Genomic DNA, 15,415 nt, shown 5'->3' on the forward strand with positions numbered 1-15,415 from the left:
CCAGTGTAGTCGAGAGCGAAGGCACAAGGGGGGAGTCAGGCAGCGTTGGTGCTCTGGGTCGGTAAATCATCCGGCTTGCCCAGGCAAGCCAGCATGGGGGCAACGTCCCGAATTTTGCGGGCCTGGGGCCATAGGGCCTCGGCTTCGGCAAAGCCCTGGCGCAGGTAGTTAAGCCACTGTTTGATGCGACCGGTCACGTATTTGTCTTCCAGGCGGGTTTGCAGGGCTGCCGCATATTCACGCACCAGGGCAACTGCTTCCGGCCAGGTCATGGGTTCTATGGAGTCACCCTGCTGCGAGGCTTTGATCTGCGCCGCCAGGTCTGGCCGGGCAATCAGGCCACGGCCAATCATCACGTCATCGCAGCCAGAGACTTTGCGGCAGCGCCAGTAGTCTTCCACTGTCCAGATTTCGCCGTTGGCGATGACGTGACTGCTCACCGCTTCGCGCACCCTGGCGATCTCTTCCCAGTAAGCAGGTGGCTTGTAGCCGTCCACCTTGCTGCGGGCGTGAATGACAATCTCGGAGGCCCCGGCGGCTTCAAGGGCCTGGCCACAGGCCACACCCATGGAACGGTCGTCGTAGCCCAGGCGCATCTTGGCGGTTACAGGAATATTGGCAGGCACTGCTTTGCGCACGGCCGCGGTGATGTCATACATCAACTCTGGCTCCCGCATCAGCACGCAACCACCTTTGTGCTTGTTCACGGTTTTGGCGGGGCAGCCAAAATTGATATCCACCTGCCCTGCTCCCAGTTCAGCGGCCTTGGCTCCGTGGCGGCCCATCATTTCGGCGTTTGAACCCAGCAACTGCACGGCGACGGGCGTGCCCACTTCGGTCAGCGCGTTATTGTGAAGTTCCGGGGCGTACTTGTAGAAAATCCGGGGCGGCAGCATGCCGTGGGTCACGCGAATAAATTCCGTCACGCACCGGTCAATCCCGCCGACTTTGGTCAGGGTTTCACGGATGGGTGCGTCGACCAGCCCTTCCATCGGGGCAAGGATGATTCGCATGAAAGCTCCAGATACTGAGAAGAAAAGATCAAAGACGGCTGATCAAAAATCAGGCGGAGCGGATTGTAAGGAATTCGGGGGCAAATAGGTAGCCGGGCATCCCGAAACAGGATGCCCGGCTGGTTACTGCAGCTTACTTCTTCACGTCGAAGCGGTCTGCGTTCATTACCTTGGTCCAGGCGGCTACGAAGTCTTTCACGAACTTGACTTCGTTGTCGTCCTGGGCGTACAGCTCTGCGTAGGCACGCAGGATGGAGTTGGAACCGAACACCAGGTCAACACGGGTCGCCGTAAACTTGGTGTTGCCGCTCTTGCGATCCACGATGTTGTAGGAGTTCTTGCCAGTGGGCTCCCAACGGTTGGCCATGTCGGTCAGGTTCACGAAGAAGTCGTTGGTCAGTTGGCCAACGCGATCTGTGAACACGCCGTGCTTGGTGCCACCGTAGTTGGTACCCAGCACCCGCATACCGCCCAGCAGAACCGTCATCTCCGGCGCAGTCAGGCCCATCAGCTGGGCACGGTCCAGAAGCATCTCTTCCGGTTTGACCACGTAGTCTTTCTTCTGCCAGTTACGGAAGCCATCAGACAGCGGCTCCAGCGGCTCGAACGATGCCGCATCGGTCATTGCGTCGGTGGCATCGCCACGGCCTTTCAGGAACGGCACGTGCACGTCATGGCCAGCGGCCTTGGCGGCCATCTCGATACCCAGGTTACCGCCCAGCACGATGACATCAGCGATGCTCGCGCCGGTGTCGGCTGAGATTTTCTCATAAACCTTCAATACCTTGGCCAGGCGCTGCGGCTCGTTGCCTTCCCAGTCTTTCTGAGGGGCCAGGCGGATGCGGGCACCGTTGGCACCGCCGCGCATGTCTGAGCCACGGAAGGTGCGTGCGCTATCCCAGGCGGTGGTGATCAGCTCGTTCAGGCTCAGGCCAGCGTCAGCGATTTTCTCTTTGACCACTTCCTCAATGTAGTTAGTCTCGCCCTGGGGAACCGGGTCCTGCCAGATCAGGTCTTCAGCGGGAACGTCCGGGCCGATGTAACGGGACTTCGGCCCCATATCCCGGTGTGTCAGCTTGAACCAGGCACGGGCGAAGCAGTCTTTGAAGTACTCCGGATCTGCCATGAACTTCTCACAGATGGCGCGGTACTTCGGGTCCATTTTCATGGCCATGTCGGCGTCGGTCATCATCGGCTTGACGCGGGTCTTCATGTCGGTCGGGTCAACCGGCATATGCTCTTCTTTGATGTCGACCGGCTCCCACTGGTTTGCGCCAGCCGGGCTCTTGGTCAACTGCCAGTCGTAACCGAACAGCAGGTCGAAATAACCCATGTCGAATTTGGTCGGGTTGGTGGTCCAGGCGCCCTCGATGCCGGAAGTGATGGCATTGGTGGCCTTGCCCTGCATGTTGGGGTTGATCCAGCCGAAGCCCTGATTCTCTACATCTGCTGCTTCCGGCTCTGGCCCAAGCGCGTCCGCATCGCCGTTACCGTGCGCTTTACCCACGGTGTGGCCGCCGGCGGTCAGTGCAGCGGTTTCTTCGTCGTTCATGGCCATACGGGCGAAGGTTTCGCGAACCTGCTCACCGGTCTTGAGAGGATCGGGATTGCCGTTTACCCCCTCCGGGTTCACGTAAATCAAGCCCATTTGAACCGCGGCCAGCGGGTTTTCCATGGTGTTTGGCTTGTCTACGCTCTCGTAGCGGCTGTCAGAGGGCGCCAGCCACTCTTTCTCTGCGCCCCAGTAGATGTCTTTCTCGGGGTGCCAAATGTCCTGACGGCCGTAGGAGAAGCCAAAGGTTTTAAAGCCCATGGACTCATAGGCAATGTTACCGGCAAGGATAAACAGGTCGGCCCAGCTTACCTTGTTGCCATACTTCTTCTTGATTGGCCACAGCAGGCGGCGGGCCTTATCGAGGTTGCCGTTATCGGGCCAGGAATTCAGAGGAGCAAAACGCTGGTTGCCGGTGCCACCGCCACCACGGCCGTCGGCCAGCCGGTAGGTGCCTGCCGCGTGCCACGCCATACGGATCATCAGACCGCCATAGTGACCCCAATCTGCCGGCCACCAATCCTGGCTGTTGGTCATCAGCTCGTGCATGTCCTTTTCGAGCGCTTCGTAATCGAGTTTTTTGACTTCTTCGCGGTAGTCGAAGTCTTCGCCCATCGGGTTAGTCTTGCTGTCGTGCTGGTGCAGGATGTCCAGATTCAGGTTCTCCGGCCACCAGGCCGCCACATTGCCCTGCTCCTGCGTATTGGACCCGTGCATGACCGGGCACTTACCACCACTATTATTCTCAGACATCGTATTCTCCTGTTTCTGCGTCATTGGCAAAAAAACATTTCACGATCAAGGGCATCACTAAATATAGATCATTCACAGGCCGCTGCTTGAATGTTTACTACCGCCTGTATAGTGAATCCCTATAGACTTCCCGCAGCCCGGGCAAAGCGACAGAACGATCACTGGGCGATTGCGTAATCCTGATAGTAGTCCACCAGAATCCCGAGCAAGTCCTTCCATGCTACCGGTGCAAATTCGATTGACACTGACATGGCGCAACTCCTTGATTGCGAGAACACCTTCACCTTATCGCGGGGGAGCGACCAACAGACAATTAATTAAAAATAAGCTTTTGAAAGTTTTTCTTTATCGCTAAAGGAATAGGAAGGCCAGTCTTGAAGGAGGGCGTTACAAACGCTCGATGGAGGCAAACTTGCCCTGATCGTCAAACAGGATGCGGAAACTGCCCTGAATGCCGTCTTTGAGGAAGAATCGGGAAAGGATACGGGCCGGGAAACGGACATAGCGTCCGTCCCGGGCCGTGGTGCGAACATCGGTGGCAACGCCCTGGTAGAGTTTGATCCACTCGTCAGGGCTGATGCTGATGTCCACAATAATCTGCTGCATGGTCAGGGCCGGCTCAGTTAGCCAGCTCCAGCAGCAGACGGTTCAGGCGGCTGACATAGGCGCCGGGGTCTTTCAGTTGCTCGCCACTGGCCAGCGTGGCCTGGTCGAACAACATCGCAGACAACTCGCCGAAGCGCTCATCTTTGGCTTCCTGCTCCAGGCGCTGTACCAGAGGATGGTCCACATTGATTTCAAAGATCGGCTTGCTGTCTGGCACTTTCTGGCCAGCGGCTTCCATGATCTTCTTCATCTGCGCGCCCATATCAAACTGGCCCGTGACCAGGCAGGCGGGTGAATCGGTCAGGCGGTTGGTTACCCGGACTTCCTGCACCCGGTCTTCCAGCGCTTTCTGGATGCGCTCGATCAGATCCTTGTGCTCCTTGGCGGCCTCTTCCTGGTGTTTCTTGTCTTCCTCGGTTTCCACTTCACCGAGATCCAGATCACCACGGGCTACGTCCTGGAACTGCTTGCTGTCGTACTCGTTGAGGTAACCCATCATCCACTCGTCAATACGGTCAGACAGGATCAGAACCTCTATGCCCTTCTTGCGGAACACTTCCAGATGCGGGCTGCTCTTGGCCGCCATGAAGTTGTCAGCGGTGATGTAATAGATCTTGCTCTGGCCTTCCTTCATCCGGGCGATGTAGTCATCCAGGGAAACGTTCTGGGTAGACTCGCCGGTATGGGTGGAGGCAAAACGCAACAGGCCGGCAATTTTCTCACGGTTGCTGAAGTCCTCTGCCGGGCCCTCTTTCAGAACAGTGCCGAACTCGTCCCAGAAGCCCTGATATTCGTCACCGTCTTTCTTGGCCAGCTTGGACAACATATCCAGAACCCGCTTGGTCAAAGCGGTGCGAATGCTTTCTACCGTGCTGTCGTTCTGCAGAATCTCCCGGGACACGTTCAGGGACAGATCGTTGGAATCGATCACACCCTTGGTGAAGCGCAGGTACAACGGCAGGAACTGCTCGGCGTCGTCCATGATGAACACACGCTGAACGTACAGCTTCAGGCCACGGGGTGCTTCCCGGTTGTACATATCAAACGGCGCGCGCTTGGGGATATACAGCAGGCTGGTGTAGTCCAGCTTGCCTTCCACCTTGTTGTGGGACCAGGTCAATGGGTCTTCGAAGTCGTGGCCGATGTGCTTGTAGAACTCTTTGTACTCTTCGTCCTTGATCTCGTTACGGGGCAAGGTCCACAGGGCGGTGGCGTCGTTGACGGTTTCCTCTTCGCCCTTCTTGTCCTCTTCCTCAGATTCGGCCTTCATGACCACGGGGAAGGAGATGTGGTCGGAGTACTTCTTGACCAGGCTGCGCAGTTTCCAGCCGTCGGCGAATTCTTTGGCGTCGGATTTCAGGTGCAGAACAATCTCGGTTCCGCGCTGCTCACGGGTCACCGGCTCGATGGTGAACTCGCCATCGCCCTTGGATTCCCAGTGCACACCTTCTTCTGCCGGTGCGCCGGCACGGCGGGTGAATACGTCGACTTTGTCGGCAACAATAAAGGCTGAGTAAAAGCCCACACCAAACTGGCCAATCAGCTTGCTGTCTTTCTTCTCGTCACCAGACAGTTGCTTGAGAAATTCGGCGGTGCCAGAGCGGGCGATGGTGCCGAGGTTGGCGATGACGTCGTCGCGGGTCATGCCGATGCCGTTGTCGGCCAGGGTAATGGTGCCGGCTTCTTTGTCGTAATCCAGGCGGATTTTGAGGTCGGAGTCGCCTTCGTAGAGTTTGTCGTCTTTCAGGGCGGCGAAGCGCAGTTTGTCTTCGGCGTCTGAGGCGTTTGAGATAAGCTCACGAAGGAAGATTTCCTTGTTCGAGTATAGAGAGTGGATCATCAGGTGAAGCAGTTGCTTCACTTCGGTCTGGAATCCCAGGGTCTCTTTGTTTGTTTCTACCGTCATGGCTGTTTTCTTCTCCTGCTCGGGTCTTAAAGTTCGGGGGAGCGGTGTGGTCAGGTAGTCCTTTCCAAAACACGCTCCTTGCGGCACATCCATGTGGCGCTTGGGCTCCGCCATCCATGGCTCCGCACAGTTTTGGAAAGGACTACCTGACCACACCACCAGACTTCTCAGTTAGGCCGGCTTTGCACGGAGTCTGGGCGAGCGTGTGGGGGTGCCCTTCCGAAACCGTGCGGAGCCATGGATGGCGGAGCCGAGCGTACACGGACGTATTCACAGCGTGTTTCGGAAGGGCACCCCCACACGCTTGCCTGCACCGAGGCCAGATCTTGAACCAGAGATGGGGGGTCGACCGGCGCATTTCAACCCCAGTCAGAACCAATTCAGTCTTCGAGAAGGAAGTGCGCTCGGGCGGTCGCAATGGGTTGGGAACGGGACTTCTGCCAGGCCGAGATCATTACATTGGCAACCCGGTTGCCCTGGCGGGTCAGGCGGCATTCGGCGTAGGTTTCCCGGTTAAGGCCGGCGCGCAGGTAATCCAGGGAAAAGTCGACAATTCTCGGCATCCGCAGGGTGTCCTGAGACATGATCAGGTAGATCGCTGCCGACATTTCCATGAAGCCACCAATCACCCCACCGTGAATCGCCGGCAAAATCGGATTGCCCAGGTTCTCTTCTTTCTTTGGCAACCGGAAAATCAGGTCGTCCCCGAACCGGTCGCATTGCAAGCCAATCCAACTGGCGTAGGGAATGCTCTCCAGCATGCGGGAGAAGTCGCCGGTTTGCTGGGTGTATTTGAGGATTTCCGGGTCGGTCATTCCTCGCCTCCGGTGATCAGGTCTCGATAGGTTTTCGGGGTGGCTTCTTTACCGATTCGCATGAACGTGCCTACGCAGTTGGCGATGGTTTCACCGCCCTCCTGATAGGCCTCGCATCGGGTAAAGATGATGTTCTTGGTGATCTTGTAGGTCTCGGCCCGAGCAAATACCGGTTTGTGCGGCTCGGCCGGGCGCATGTAGTCCACCCGTAAATCCAGGGTCGGGCAAAGCTCGAAGTCTTCCAGAGCACAGATCATGACTGACCCTGAGGCGGTATCCATAAGAGTGGTAATGGCACCACCGTGGATAACGCCGGTGTCCGGGTTACCAATGATCTTGTCGCTGTAAGGCAGTTCCATGACCAGATAACCCTCGCCCGCTTCCTTTGCACTCAGGCCCAGCTCACGGGCCTGGTTGAGGGTGTTCACAAACCGGTTGACCCGGTTGATTCGGGTTTCATCATTCATTAAGGAAAATCCTGAAAATCAGCTTTTCGAGGTAGTTTCTGCCGTTTGTTTGCCGGGCACGGGTTCTTCGAACACTTTACCGGCCCGCAAGGCAGTCAACGCATCAGACTGGAATTCCCGGCGGTAAAGTACGATGACCACCAAGGTAGAAGCAGCAATAAACACCAGGGGATGGATAAACCACGCCACTACCGCCAGCGCGTAGTAGTAGGACCGCAACCCCAGGTTGAAGGCGTCGCCCGCCAGGTTGCAGATGTTACCAGCACTACGGGCAAAGGCCTCCCGGGCGGCGGGGCTGGTTTTGGTGTCGTCCGGTAGGGGCGCGCTGCCTATCATCACCGCCACAAAGTTGTACATGCGCATAGACCAGGTGAACTTGAAGAAGGCATACACGAACACCACCAGCAACACCACTAATCGAAGCTCCCAGATTTCCCGGGTCGGTACGGCGCTGAAAGGCATGGTGGCGAACACTTCCATGGCTTCACGGGTGTAGCCGAGTGCAGTGATGATACCAGCCAGTATCAGCAAGCAGCTGGATGCGAAGAAGGCACCATTGCGCTCAAGATTACCGACCACGGAAGCGTCCGATATCCGGTTCTCCCGCTTGAGCATTACCCGCATCCAGTCTTCACGATACATATCCAGCGTGTTTGAGAGGCAGGCGCGAGTACTTGCCCGATTTCGGGAATACCAGGTGTAGCCTACCCAGCACACCAGAAACCAGAACAAAGCAATGAGTTCCAGGTAATAGCCCATGCGTGGTTGTCGATCCGTTGTAACGTATATGGCAGAGAGGTTGCGTGACAATGATACGCGAAGGTGCATGAACCGGCCACAACCCGGGTGGTCTGACACTAAAACACCGGTCGTACTGTGCTATATAATGAATCACTCAAATCAACAATTGCGCGTCCACGGAACCGGTCGCCCAAAGGAGTCGGATGTGAACCCCGGACAAATTCTGAGACTGACGTTACTCTCGGTGATGTTTCTTGCCATTGCGGGCTGTGCCGTAAACCCGGTCACCGGCAAAAAGCAGCTGTCTTTGATCCCTGAAAGCCAGGAATTGGCGCTCGGGGCCGAGCACTACACCCCAACCCAGCAAACCCAGGGTGGGCAGTTTTATCTGGACCCGGAATTGACAGTCTATGTTCGCGAGGTCGGCATGAAGCTGGCTCGGGTTAGTGATCGCCCCGATTTGCCGTACGAGTTTGTGGTACTCAATAGCAGCGTGCCCAATGCCTGGGCTTTGCCTGGGGGCAAGATCGCCATCAACCGGGGCCTGCTGGTCAAGTTTGAGGATGAGGCCCAGTTAGCCGCTGTGATGGGGCATGAGATTGTCCACGCTGCGGCGCGGCATAGCGTGCAACGCATGCAACAGGGGATGCTGATCAGCGCTGGCGTAGCCGGCCTTGGTTTTGCGTTGTCTGATAACGAGTGGGCCGGCCTTATCATGGGGGGGGCGGCCGTGGGCGCCCAACTGGCCCTGGCGCAGTACAGCCAGGGTGATGAACTGGAATCCGACCACTACGGCATTCGTTACATGAAAGCCGCCGGTTACGACCCTCAGGCAGCGGTTGAGCTGCAAGAGCTGTTTCTGGAATTATCCCAGGGCCGGCAGACCAGTTGGCTGGACGGCATGTTCGCCACTCACCCGCCCTCCGCCCGTCGGGTTCGGGAGAACCAGGCCCTGGCAGCACAACTTGGCACCGGCGGCTTCCGGGGCCGCGATGTTTACCAGCGGCGTATTGCCAAGCTGAAAGAACTCCAGCCCGCCTATGACGCCCACGATAAAGCCATGGAACTGGCATCCAAAGGTGATATGAAAGCCGCCCTTGATTCCATCAACAAGGCGATCGAGCTGGAACCGCGCGAGGCCATGTTCTTCGCCCTCAGGGGGCGGATCTACAAAGAACAGAAGCAAACAGAGAAAGCCCAGGCGGATTTCGACAAGGCGGTGTCGCTATACCCGGAGATGTTCCAGTACCAGCTCTACAACGGCCTGAACTCACTGGCCATGAATAATCTGGACAAAGCCCGTGGGCACCTTGAGCGGGCCAATCAGGTGGTGCCTACCTCCATTGCCTATCTGCGGCTTGGCGATATTGCCAGCCGTCAGAACCGTCGGAATGACGCCATTGGCCATTACTCGAAAGCCGCCGAAGCCGGCGGCGATGTGGGCGAGGAAGCCAAAAGAAAACTAGCCGATCTGTCCCAATAGCAAACACGTGGCGGGGATAAAAACCGGGGGCTTAACGCTCCCGGTTTTTTTATGGCTAAAGCATTTGCCACGTTGACGCAAAAAAGCCGTCACAGATTGCATTGACATTTAGAGCAATAACTCTAAAAATCAGTCAAACAAACAACAATCGGATGGCGATCATGCTCGTAAAGCGACTTCAACCGATGATTTCCCACGCAAGACGGTCCTATGTGGAACTGATGTTCCAGGTAATGGGCCGGGCCCTGCAGGCAATCAGCGAAGTAGACGAACAAACCCGGAACGAAACTCGCGCCCTGCCCGAAGGATTTCTGTTCGAGATGCAGGTGATGCCCAATGGCCCCAAGCTGATCGTTGAGCACACCGGAGATGGCAAACTGCATTTCCACGGCGACAGTGCTCCCCGGCCGGTGGACCTTTCCATTCAGTTCAAGCATATGGCCCATGCGTTCCTGGTACTGTCCTTCCAGGAAAAGACCTCGGTGGCCTTTGCCAACGACCGCATGCTGGTAGATGGAGATGTCAGTTACGCCGTGCGTATGACCCGTGTGCTCAACCGCCTGGAGTCATTCATCCTTCCGAAGCTGGTCGCCCAGCGAGCAGTCAAGGAATACCCGGCCAACCTGCACCTGCCTGAAAAACTGATCAGCGGTGCCCGCATCTACCTGAAAGTCGCCACCAACTTTGTCGAGACAGTGAGAGCATAATGACCAACAAATACTACGAGTTCTTCTGCCCGGTAAAAGTGATTGCCGGCAAAGCTGCCCTGGAACACATTCCGTTTGAATTGACCGGCCTGGCCGCCAAGCGCCCGATGATTGTTACCGATAAGGGTGTTCGGGCGGCAGGCCTGCTTGACCCTGTGATTGCCGCTTGCGAAGAAAGCGGACTGGAAATCGTCTCTATTTATGACGACGTCCCCCCGGATTCTTCTACAACGGTTGTTCGCGATATCGCCACGGTTTACCGCAAGGAAAAGTGTGATTCCATTATTGCCGTGGGCGGCGGTTCCGCCATTGATACCGGCAAAGCCGTGAACATTCTGGTCTCCGAAGGTGGCGACGACATCGCCAAGTACAGTGGCGCAGGTATTCTGAAGCATCCCCTGAAGCCCTTCTTCGTAGTACCCACCACAGCCGGAACGGGCTCTGAAGTCACATCCGTTGCCGTGATTACCGATGAGAAAAAAGGCGTGAAGCTGCCGTTCACCTCATCGTTCCTGTTGCCGAATGCGGCGATCATCGACCCACGGATGACGCTGACCCTGCCTCCCCATATCACCGCCGCAACCGCCATGGATGCCATGACTCACGCGGTCGAAGCGTTTACCTGCATGGCCAAGAATCCGCTGAGCGATGCCTACGCCACGGCTGCCATCAAAAAGGTGAGCCAGTCACTTCTGGCGGTAATGGACAACCCCAAAGACGAGAACGGGCGGCTTGAACTGGCCCAGGCCTCTACCATGGCCGGCATTGCCTTCTCCAACTCCATGGTTGGGCTTGTACACTCCCTGGGCCACGCAACCGGCGCGATCTGCCACCTGCCCCATGGCCTGTGCATGAGCCTGTACCTGCCGTATGTGCTTGAATTCAACATTGAAAGCATCCGTGAACCCCTGGGCGAACTGCTGCTCTACCTGGAAGGCCCGGAAGTATTCTCGGCAACTCCTGCAGCCCGCCGTGCCGAGGCCAGCATTTCCGCCATCCGCAAGCTCAGGGACGCACTGCATAAACGCTGTGAGCTGCCCCGTACCCTGAAAGAAACCGGCAAGGTGCTGGAGAGTCAGCTGGAGGCCATCGCCGAGATGGCGCTGGACGACGGCTCCATCATGTTCAACCCGCGGGAAGTCACCAAGGAAGATGCCCTTTCGGTGCTGCGGCGCGCCTGGGCCTGATCGGAGTTATCTGGGCTGACCCATCGCCCGATGGGTTAGCCTAAAGTCAGATTCACAATGATTGATTTATAGGAGGAAGTCGTTACTATTTAGCAACGTTCTGGCAGGGAGTTGGCCGGGTAAGTTTGATCGTTATACCGCAGTGGCCTGCAACAACCTGAGTTTCTTTGAATGAAAGATCTATTGTCCAGAGCATCGCTTTTTTCACGCCGTAGCCTTGCCATTCTGACGGCGGGCCTGTGCCTGTCCATGGCGGCACACAGTGGCGAAGACCAATCCGGGACCTTCCGTTTCAACATATCCCCCAACGGCTACCCCCCATACCTGATTGTGGATGGCGAGAAGCCCTCCGGCATCATGTGGGACGTGGTCGCACTGATTGTGCCGCGCCTCGGTTACGATCTTGAGTTCATGAAAATCCCAAGAAAGCGGGTCGACCAGATGCTGGCCGACGGTTTCCTGGACGGCACCCCCCGTGCCATCGAATGGACGGAAAAGCCCGAACAGTTTCTGTTCACCAACCCGGTTGTCCATGTAGAAGAAGTGTTCTTCTTCGCAAACGGCGCCGAATTTGAGTACAACCACCCGAGCGACCTGTTCGGAAAAACCGTGGTTACTCACCTGGGCTACATGTACCCTGCCCTTGATTCCTACTTCGAAAGTGAACAAATTCGGCGTTTTGACGTCTCCCGTGACCGGGATATGTTCCGGTTTCTGCTGCACGGCGAACGGTTTGACACGGCCCTGGCTGACCGACTTGTCGGCCAGTGGATTCTGAAAACCGAAGGCATGGCAGAACATTTCAGCAGCTCCGAGACTGCCATCAGCCAGTATGGTTTCCGGATCATGGTTCGCCCGGAGTGGACGGAGTTCGTGCAGGCCTTCAACGAAGAGCTGCAGAAGATTCGCGAGAACGGCGAGCTACAGGCCATTCTCGCGAACTATCGCTGACCAACTACTCCAGCCGCCGCAACAGCAGCATGGGTGACACACTCAGAACCGGGCGCAACTGCCAGCGCCCGAACAATGCCAGCAGCGCTGCACTGATGAAAGGAATGGGCAACATCACCTGCCAGTGCCAGCGGAAAGTACCCTCAAACATTCTGACTTGAAGCGCATAGACCGCCGCCTCTGCCGCCAACACACCCATAATACCCGCGACGAACCCCAGCAGGGCAAACTCCAGCATGGTACTGCGGGCAAGCAACGACTGCTGGCCGCCCAAGGTGCGAAGCAAAGCGCCCTCCCGTTGACGATCCCGTAGCGTGGCACTGACCACCGCCGCCATGACCACCAGAGCCGCCGCCAGGATCAGCGCAAGAATGGCTTCAATGGCCTGGGTAACCTGGCGCACAATCTGCTGGATACGCTCGATGATATGATCGATCTCCAGAACCGAGACGGTCGGGAACCGGCGTGAAAACTCATTGAGCGCTACTTTGTTACGCTCATCCAGATGGAAACTGGTAATCCAGGTACCAGGCATATCCGTCAGCCCACCGCCGGGCGGGAAGGCCATGTAGAAGTTGGGCTTCATGCTGTCCCATTGCACAGTACGAATGCTGGTGACCGGTTCTGTCACCGTTTCCGAACCAATGGTGAAGGTTAGGCGATCCCCCATGACCAGCCCCATGCGTTCCGCCAGCTCTGCCTCAACCGACACACCGGTGGTGTCGCCGGGGGCAAACCACTCGCCAGCGACAATCTCATTATCTTCAGGCAGCTCTGCCATCCAGGTCAGGTTCAGTTCGCGGTTCAGGGCACCAATGCGCTCATCCTTGCTCACGGCCTCCAGAACCGGCTGATCATTCAGTTCCGTCAAGCGCCCGCGCACCATGGGGTAGACCGTATCCAATGGGGCGTCACGCTCTGCCCAGAAGGCTTCCACTTCGTCCACCGCATCCGGTGCGATGTTAATCAGGAAGTGATTGGGGGCATTATCCGGTAACTGGGCCTGCCAGTCGTCGAGCAAAGAAGTGCGCACCAGGATCAGCGTGGCCGCCAGCATCAATGTCATGGCAAACACCGCCATTTGCGCCATGCTGGCCTGTCGATGCCGGTACAGGCCCACCAGCGCCAGGCGCCAGGCGTTGCCGCCGCCACGTACACGGCGCAGAACCGCCACCATCAGGCCACCGACCAGCGCCAACACCGCCAACAGGAGTGCCAGGCCGCCCAACAAGGCAAACACCAGCGCAACCTCGCCAGCGTATAACCAGACCAGACCGAACACGGCGAGAATCGCAATCGCAATATCGGGGATCGCGTCTCGCCCACTTTCCCCGGGCTGCGCCCTCAGAACCCGCATCGCAGCCACATTGCGCAGCCGGCGAATGGGCGGATAGGCAAACGCGAACAGGGAAACCAGAGCCGTAAGCAAGGCGGGTACCAGGGCCGAAGGCGCCAGATGGAAATCGACCGGCTGCTCCAGCACGTCGCTCAACAGGCGAACCAGAATCCAGAACAGCGGCAGCGCCACCAGCAGGCCACCAATCACACCGGCGATACCCCACAGCGCCAACCGGCGCAGGTAAAGGCCGCCAATTCCCCGGCTCGACAGCCCCAGGGTTTTAAGAAGTGCCACGGTATCCCGCTGAGACAAGGCGTACTGACGGCTGGCAACCGCCACGGCCACCGCCGCCAGCAGGACCGCCAGGCTGCCACCGAGCAACAGGAAACGTTCAGCACGCTCCAGGGATCGGGAGAAGGTTTCGCCATCGCGCACACTTTCCCATTCATGGCTCGGTTCCAGCTGTGGCTCCAGCCATTGATAGTAGTCGTCAAGCAGGTTGTCAGGCCCGGCAAAAAGATACACATATTCAGCGCGGCTGCCTTCCTGTATCACGCCGGTGCCGGGCACGTCGTCCACATGAATCATCACACGCGGGGCCAGGGAAGATAGCCTGAAGCCGCCATCTGGCTCCCGTATCAGCAGGCTGGTGATCTCAAGTTCAAGATTGCCCACCTCGAGCGTTTCACCAATCTCCAGCTCCAGCAATCGCAGCAATCTGGGGTTTACCCAGATCTCACCCCTCCCGGGGCCGGCCCCTACGGTTTGGCGCGGGGCATCAGAGCCTGGCTGGATTTCGATCTCGCCACGCAGGGGATACTCATCACTGACGGCCTTGACGGAAACCAGCTGGAACCCACCTTCACCAAATACCATGGTGGAGAATTCAATCAGCTGGCCGGTCTCCAGGCCCCGATCACGGGCTTCGTCAATCCATTCACCCGGCACTGGCCGGCCATTCTCCGCCTCAAGCTGGCGATCCGCCGCCAGGAAAGAGCTGGCCGAGGAGACCAGGGTTCGCTGCAGCTGGTTGGCGAACAGGGCAATGGTAGCTACGGTTGCCACGGCAATCACCAGGGCCACCAGCACAACCCGCACATCACGCTCGCGCCAGTCCCGGCGCACCGACATCAGTTTTTTTGCAGCCGCCATCAGTCAGCCAACTCCCGGGCCGCTTCCGGCTCTGTCAGTACACCGGCTTCAATGTGAAGCTGCCGGCCGCATCGCGCTGCCAGGTGTTCATCGTGGGTGACCATGACCAAGGTGGTGCCTTGCTCCCGGTTCAGATCCATCAGCAGATCCGACACCGCCTGCCCGGTGCGGTTATCCAGGTTGCCGGTGGGCTCATCCGCAAACAGAATAACCGGGTCGGAAGCGAAAGCCCGGGCGATGGCTACCCGCTGCTGTTCACCTCCGGATAACTGCCGTGGCGTATGGCTCAGGCGCTCGCCCAGCCCTACCCGCTCAAGCAGTTCTTTGGCCCGTGCCTCCGGCGATTCCATCCCTGCCAGCTCGAGGGGCAACATCACGTTCTCCAGCGCGCTCAGCGCCGGCAACAGCTGGAATGACTGGAACACGAAGCCAACCCGGCTCGCCCGGAGCTGTGCTCGCTGGTCTTCCGTCAGGCTACTGATTTCAGCACCGTCCAGCTCTACTTTACCTTCGGTCGGGGTGTCCAGCCCGGCAAGCAATCCGAGCAAGGTGGTTTTTCCGGAACCGGAGCGGCCAACAATGGCTACGGACTCTCCCCGATTGATTTCCAGACTGACCCCCTGCAAGATCGTCAACGTATCAGTTTCCAGGCTCACCCGGTGAGTAAGGTCGGTCACCCGTAACATGGGGTTTGTGGCGGCTAGTTTGGGGTCCGTCATCTGGTTCACGGTGGCTCCGTTGTC

At 57.8% G+C, this 15,415-nt stretch carries 13 protein-coding genes; 4 read left to right on the forward strand and 9 right to left on the reverse strand.

Going from position 1 to position 15,415, the window contains the following annotated elements; genetic code table 11:
• Positions 1-35: 35 nt before the first annotated feature.
• The 7 genes from ACNSOI_RS11230 to ACNSOI_RS11260 form a co-directional block, all read right to left on the reverse strand.
• Positions 36-1,013 (reverse strand): tRNA dihydrouridine synthase, encoded by a 978-nt coding sequence (locus ACNSOI_RS11230; protein ID WP_420194049.1) that lies wholly within the window; start codon positions 1,011-1,013, stop codon positions 36-38.
• A gap of 133 nt (positions 1,014-1,146) precedes the next feature.
• Complete coding sequence (gene katG / locus ACNSOI_RS11235; protein ID WP_420194050.1) at positions 1,147-3,318, reverse strand: catalase/peroxidase HPI; 2,172 nt, start codon at positions 3,316-3,318, stop codon at positions 1,147-1,149.
• A 387-nt stretch (positions 3,319-3,705) separates the two neighbouring features.
• Positions 3,706-3,924: a DUF2835 domain-containing protein gene (locus tag ACNSOI_RS11240; RefSeq protein ID WP_420194051.1), complete on the reverse strand. Its 219-nt coding sequence runs from the start codon at positions 3,922-3,924 to the stop codon at positions 3,706-3,708.
• Between the two features lie 13 nt (positions 3,925-3,937).
• Complete coding sequence (gene htpG / locus ACNSOI_RS11245; protein WP_420194052.1) at positions 3,938-5,830, reverse strand: molecular chaperone HtpG; 1,893 nt, start codon at positions 5,828-5,830, stop codon at positions 3,938-3,940.
• 380 nt (positions 5,831-6,210) lie between these two features.
• On the reverse strand, positions 6,211-6,645 hold the full coding sequence (locus tag ACNSOI_RS11250) for a PaaI family thioesterase (RefSeq protein ID WP_420194053.1): 435 nt from the start codon (positions 6,643-6,645) through the stop codon (positions 6,211-6,213).
• A complete protein-coding gene (locus tag ACNSOI_RS11255) occupies positions 6,642-7,112 on the reverse strand; it encodes a PaaI family thioesterase (protein ID WP_420194054.1) in 471 nt (156 codons plus the stop codon). The genes ACNSOI_RS11250 and ACNSOI_RS11255 overlap by 4 nt, the downstream gene beginning before the upstream one ends.
• 18 nt (positions 7,113-7,130) lie before the next feature.
• A complete protein-coding gene (locus tag ACNSOI_RS11260; protein WP_420195719.1) occupies positions 7,131-7,871 on the reverse strand; it encodes a DUF599 domain-containing protein in 741 nt (246 codons plus the stop codon).
• 229 nt (positions 7,872-8,100) lie between these two features.
• Here ACNSOI_RS11260 and ACNSOI_RS11265 point away from each other — a divergent pair, with 229 nt between their 5' ends.
• The 4 genes from ACNSOI_RS11265 to ACNSOI_RS11280 all read left to right on the forward strand — a co-directional run bounded on the left by ACNSOI_RS11265 (position 8,101) and on the right by ACNSOI_RS11280 (position 12,181).
• Positions 8,101-9,336: a M48 family metalloprotease gene (locus ACNSOI_RS11265; RefSeq protein ID WP_420195720.1), complete on the forward strand. Its 1,236-nt coding sequence runs from the start codon at positions 8,101-8,103 to the stop codon at positions 9,334-9,336.
• A 161-nt stretch (positions 9,337-9,497) separates the two neighbouring features.
• The gene (locus tag ACNSOI_RS11270) at positions 9,498-10,043 is read left to right on the forward strand and encodes a hypothetical protein (protein ID WP_058090560.1); all 546 of its coding nucleotides are present in this window, start codon (positions 9,498-9,500) and stop codon (positions 10,041-10,043) included.
• Positions 10,043-11,230 (forward strand): iron-containing alcohol dehydrogenase, encoded by a 1,188-nt coding sequence (locus ACNSOI_RS11275; RefSeq protein WP_420194055.1) that lies wholly within the window; start codon positions 10,043-10,045, stop codon positions 11,228-11,230. The genes ACNSOI_RS11270 and ACNSOI_RS11275 overlap by 1 nt, the downstream gene beginning before the upstream one ends.
• Before the next feature lie 171 nt (positions 11,231-11,401).
• Complete coding sequence (locus tag ACNSOI_RS11280) at positions 11,402-12,181, forward strand: substrate-binding periplasmic protein (protein ID WP_420194056.1); 780 nt, start codon at positions 11,402-11,404, stop codon at positions 12,179-12,181.
• A gap of 4 nt (positions 12,182-12,185) precedes the next feature.
• Here the strand turns inward: ACNSOI_RS11280 and ACNSOI_RS11285 are convergent, their stop codons facing one another.
• The gene (locus ACNSOI_RS11285) at positions 12,186-14,672 is read right to left on the reverse strand and encodes an ABC transporter permease (RefSeq protein WP_420194057.1); all 2,487 of its coding nucleotides are present in this window, start codon (positions 14,670-14,672) and stop codon (positions 12,186-12,188) included.
• Entirely contained in the window at positions 14,672-15,391 is a 720-nt protein-coding gene (locus tag ACNSOI_RS11290) for an ABC transporter ATP-binding protein (protein WP_061332812.1), read from the reverse strand. The genes ACNSOI_RS11285 and ACNSOI_RS11290 overlap by 1 nt, the downstream gene beginning before the upstream one ends.
• Positions 15,392-15,415: the final 24 nt, after the last annotated feature.

Source organism: Marinobacter sp. GH_1, assembly GCF_048595985.1.
Lineage (GTDB): Bacteria > Pseudomonadota > Gammaproteobacteria > Pseudomonadales > Oleiphilaceae > Marinobacter > Marinobacter shengliensis.

Bases quoted from the DNA above. Each gene is read 5' to 3' on its own strand.
- ACNSOI_RS11230 (WP_420194049.1), bottom strand. From the start codon at position 1,013: ATGCGAATCATCCTTGCCCCGATGGAAGGGCTGGTCGACGCACCCATC.
- katG (WP_420194050.1), bottom strand. From the start codon at position 3,318: ATGTCTGAGAATAATAGTGGTGGTAAGTGCCCGGTCATGCACGGGTCC.
- ACNSOI_RS11240 (WP_420194051.1), bottom strand. From the start codon at position 3,924: ATGCAGCAGATTATTGTGGACATCAGCATCAGCCCTGACGAGTGGATC.
- htpG (WP_420194052.1), bottom strand. From the start codon at position 5,830: ATGACGGTAGAAACAAACAAAGAGACCCTGGGATTCCAGACCGAAGTG.
- ACNSOI_RS11250 (WP_420194053.1), bottom strand. From the start codon at position 6,645: ATGACCGACCCGGAAATCCTCAAATACACCCAGCAAACCGGCGACTTC.
- ACNSOI_RS11255 (WP_420194054.1), bottom strand. From the start codon at position 7,112: ATGAATGATGAAACCCGAATCAACCGGGTCAACCGGTTTGTGAACACC.
- ACNSOI_RS11260 (WP_420195719.1), bottom strand. From the start codon at position 7,871: ATGGGCTATTACCTGGAACTCATTGCTTTGTTCTGGTTTCTGGTGTGC.
- ACNSOI_RS11265 (WP_420195720.1), top strand. From the start codon at position 8,101: ATGTTTCTTGCCATTGCGGGCTGTGCCGTAAACCCGGTCACCGGCAAA.
- ACNSOI_RS11270 (WP_058090560.1), top strand. From the start codon at position 9,498: ATGCTCGTAAAGCGACTTCAACCGATGATTTCCCACGCAAGACGGTCC.
- ACNSOI_RS11275 (WP_420194055.1), top strand. From the start codon at position 10,043: ATGACCAACAAATACTACGAGTTCTTCTGCCCGGTAAAAGTGATTGCC.
- ACNSOI_RS11280 (WP_420194056.1), top strand. From the start codon at position 11,402: ATGAAAGATCTATTGTCCAGAGCATCGCTTTTTTCACGCCGTAGCCTT.
- ACNSOI_RS11285 (WP_420194057.1), bottom strand. From the start codon at position 14,672: ATGGCGGCTGCAAAAAAACTGATGTCGGTGCGCCGGGACTGGCGCGAG.
- ACNSOI_RS11290 (WP_061332812.1), bottom strand. From the start codon at position 15,391: ATGACGGACCCCAAACTAGCCGCCACAAACCCCATGTTACGGGTGACC.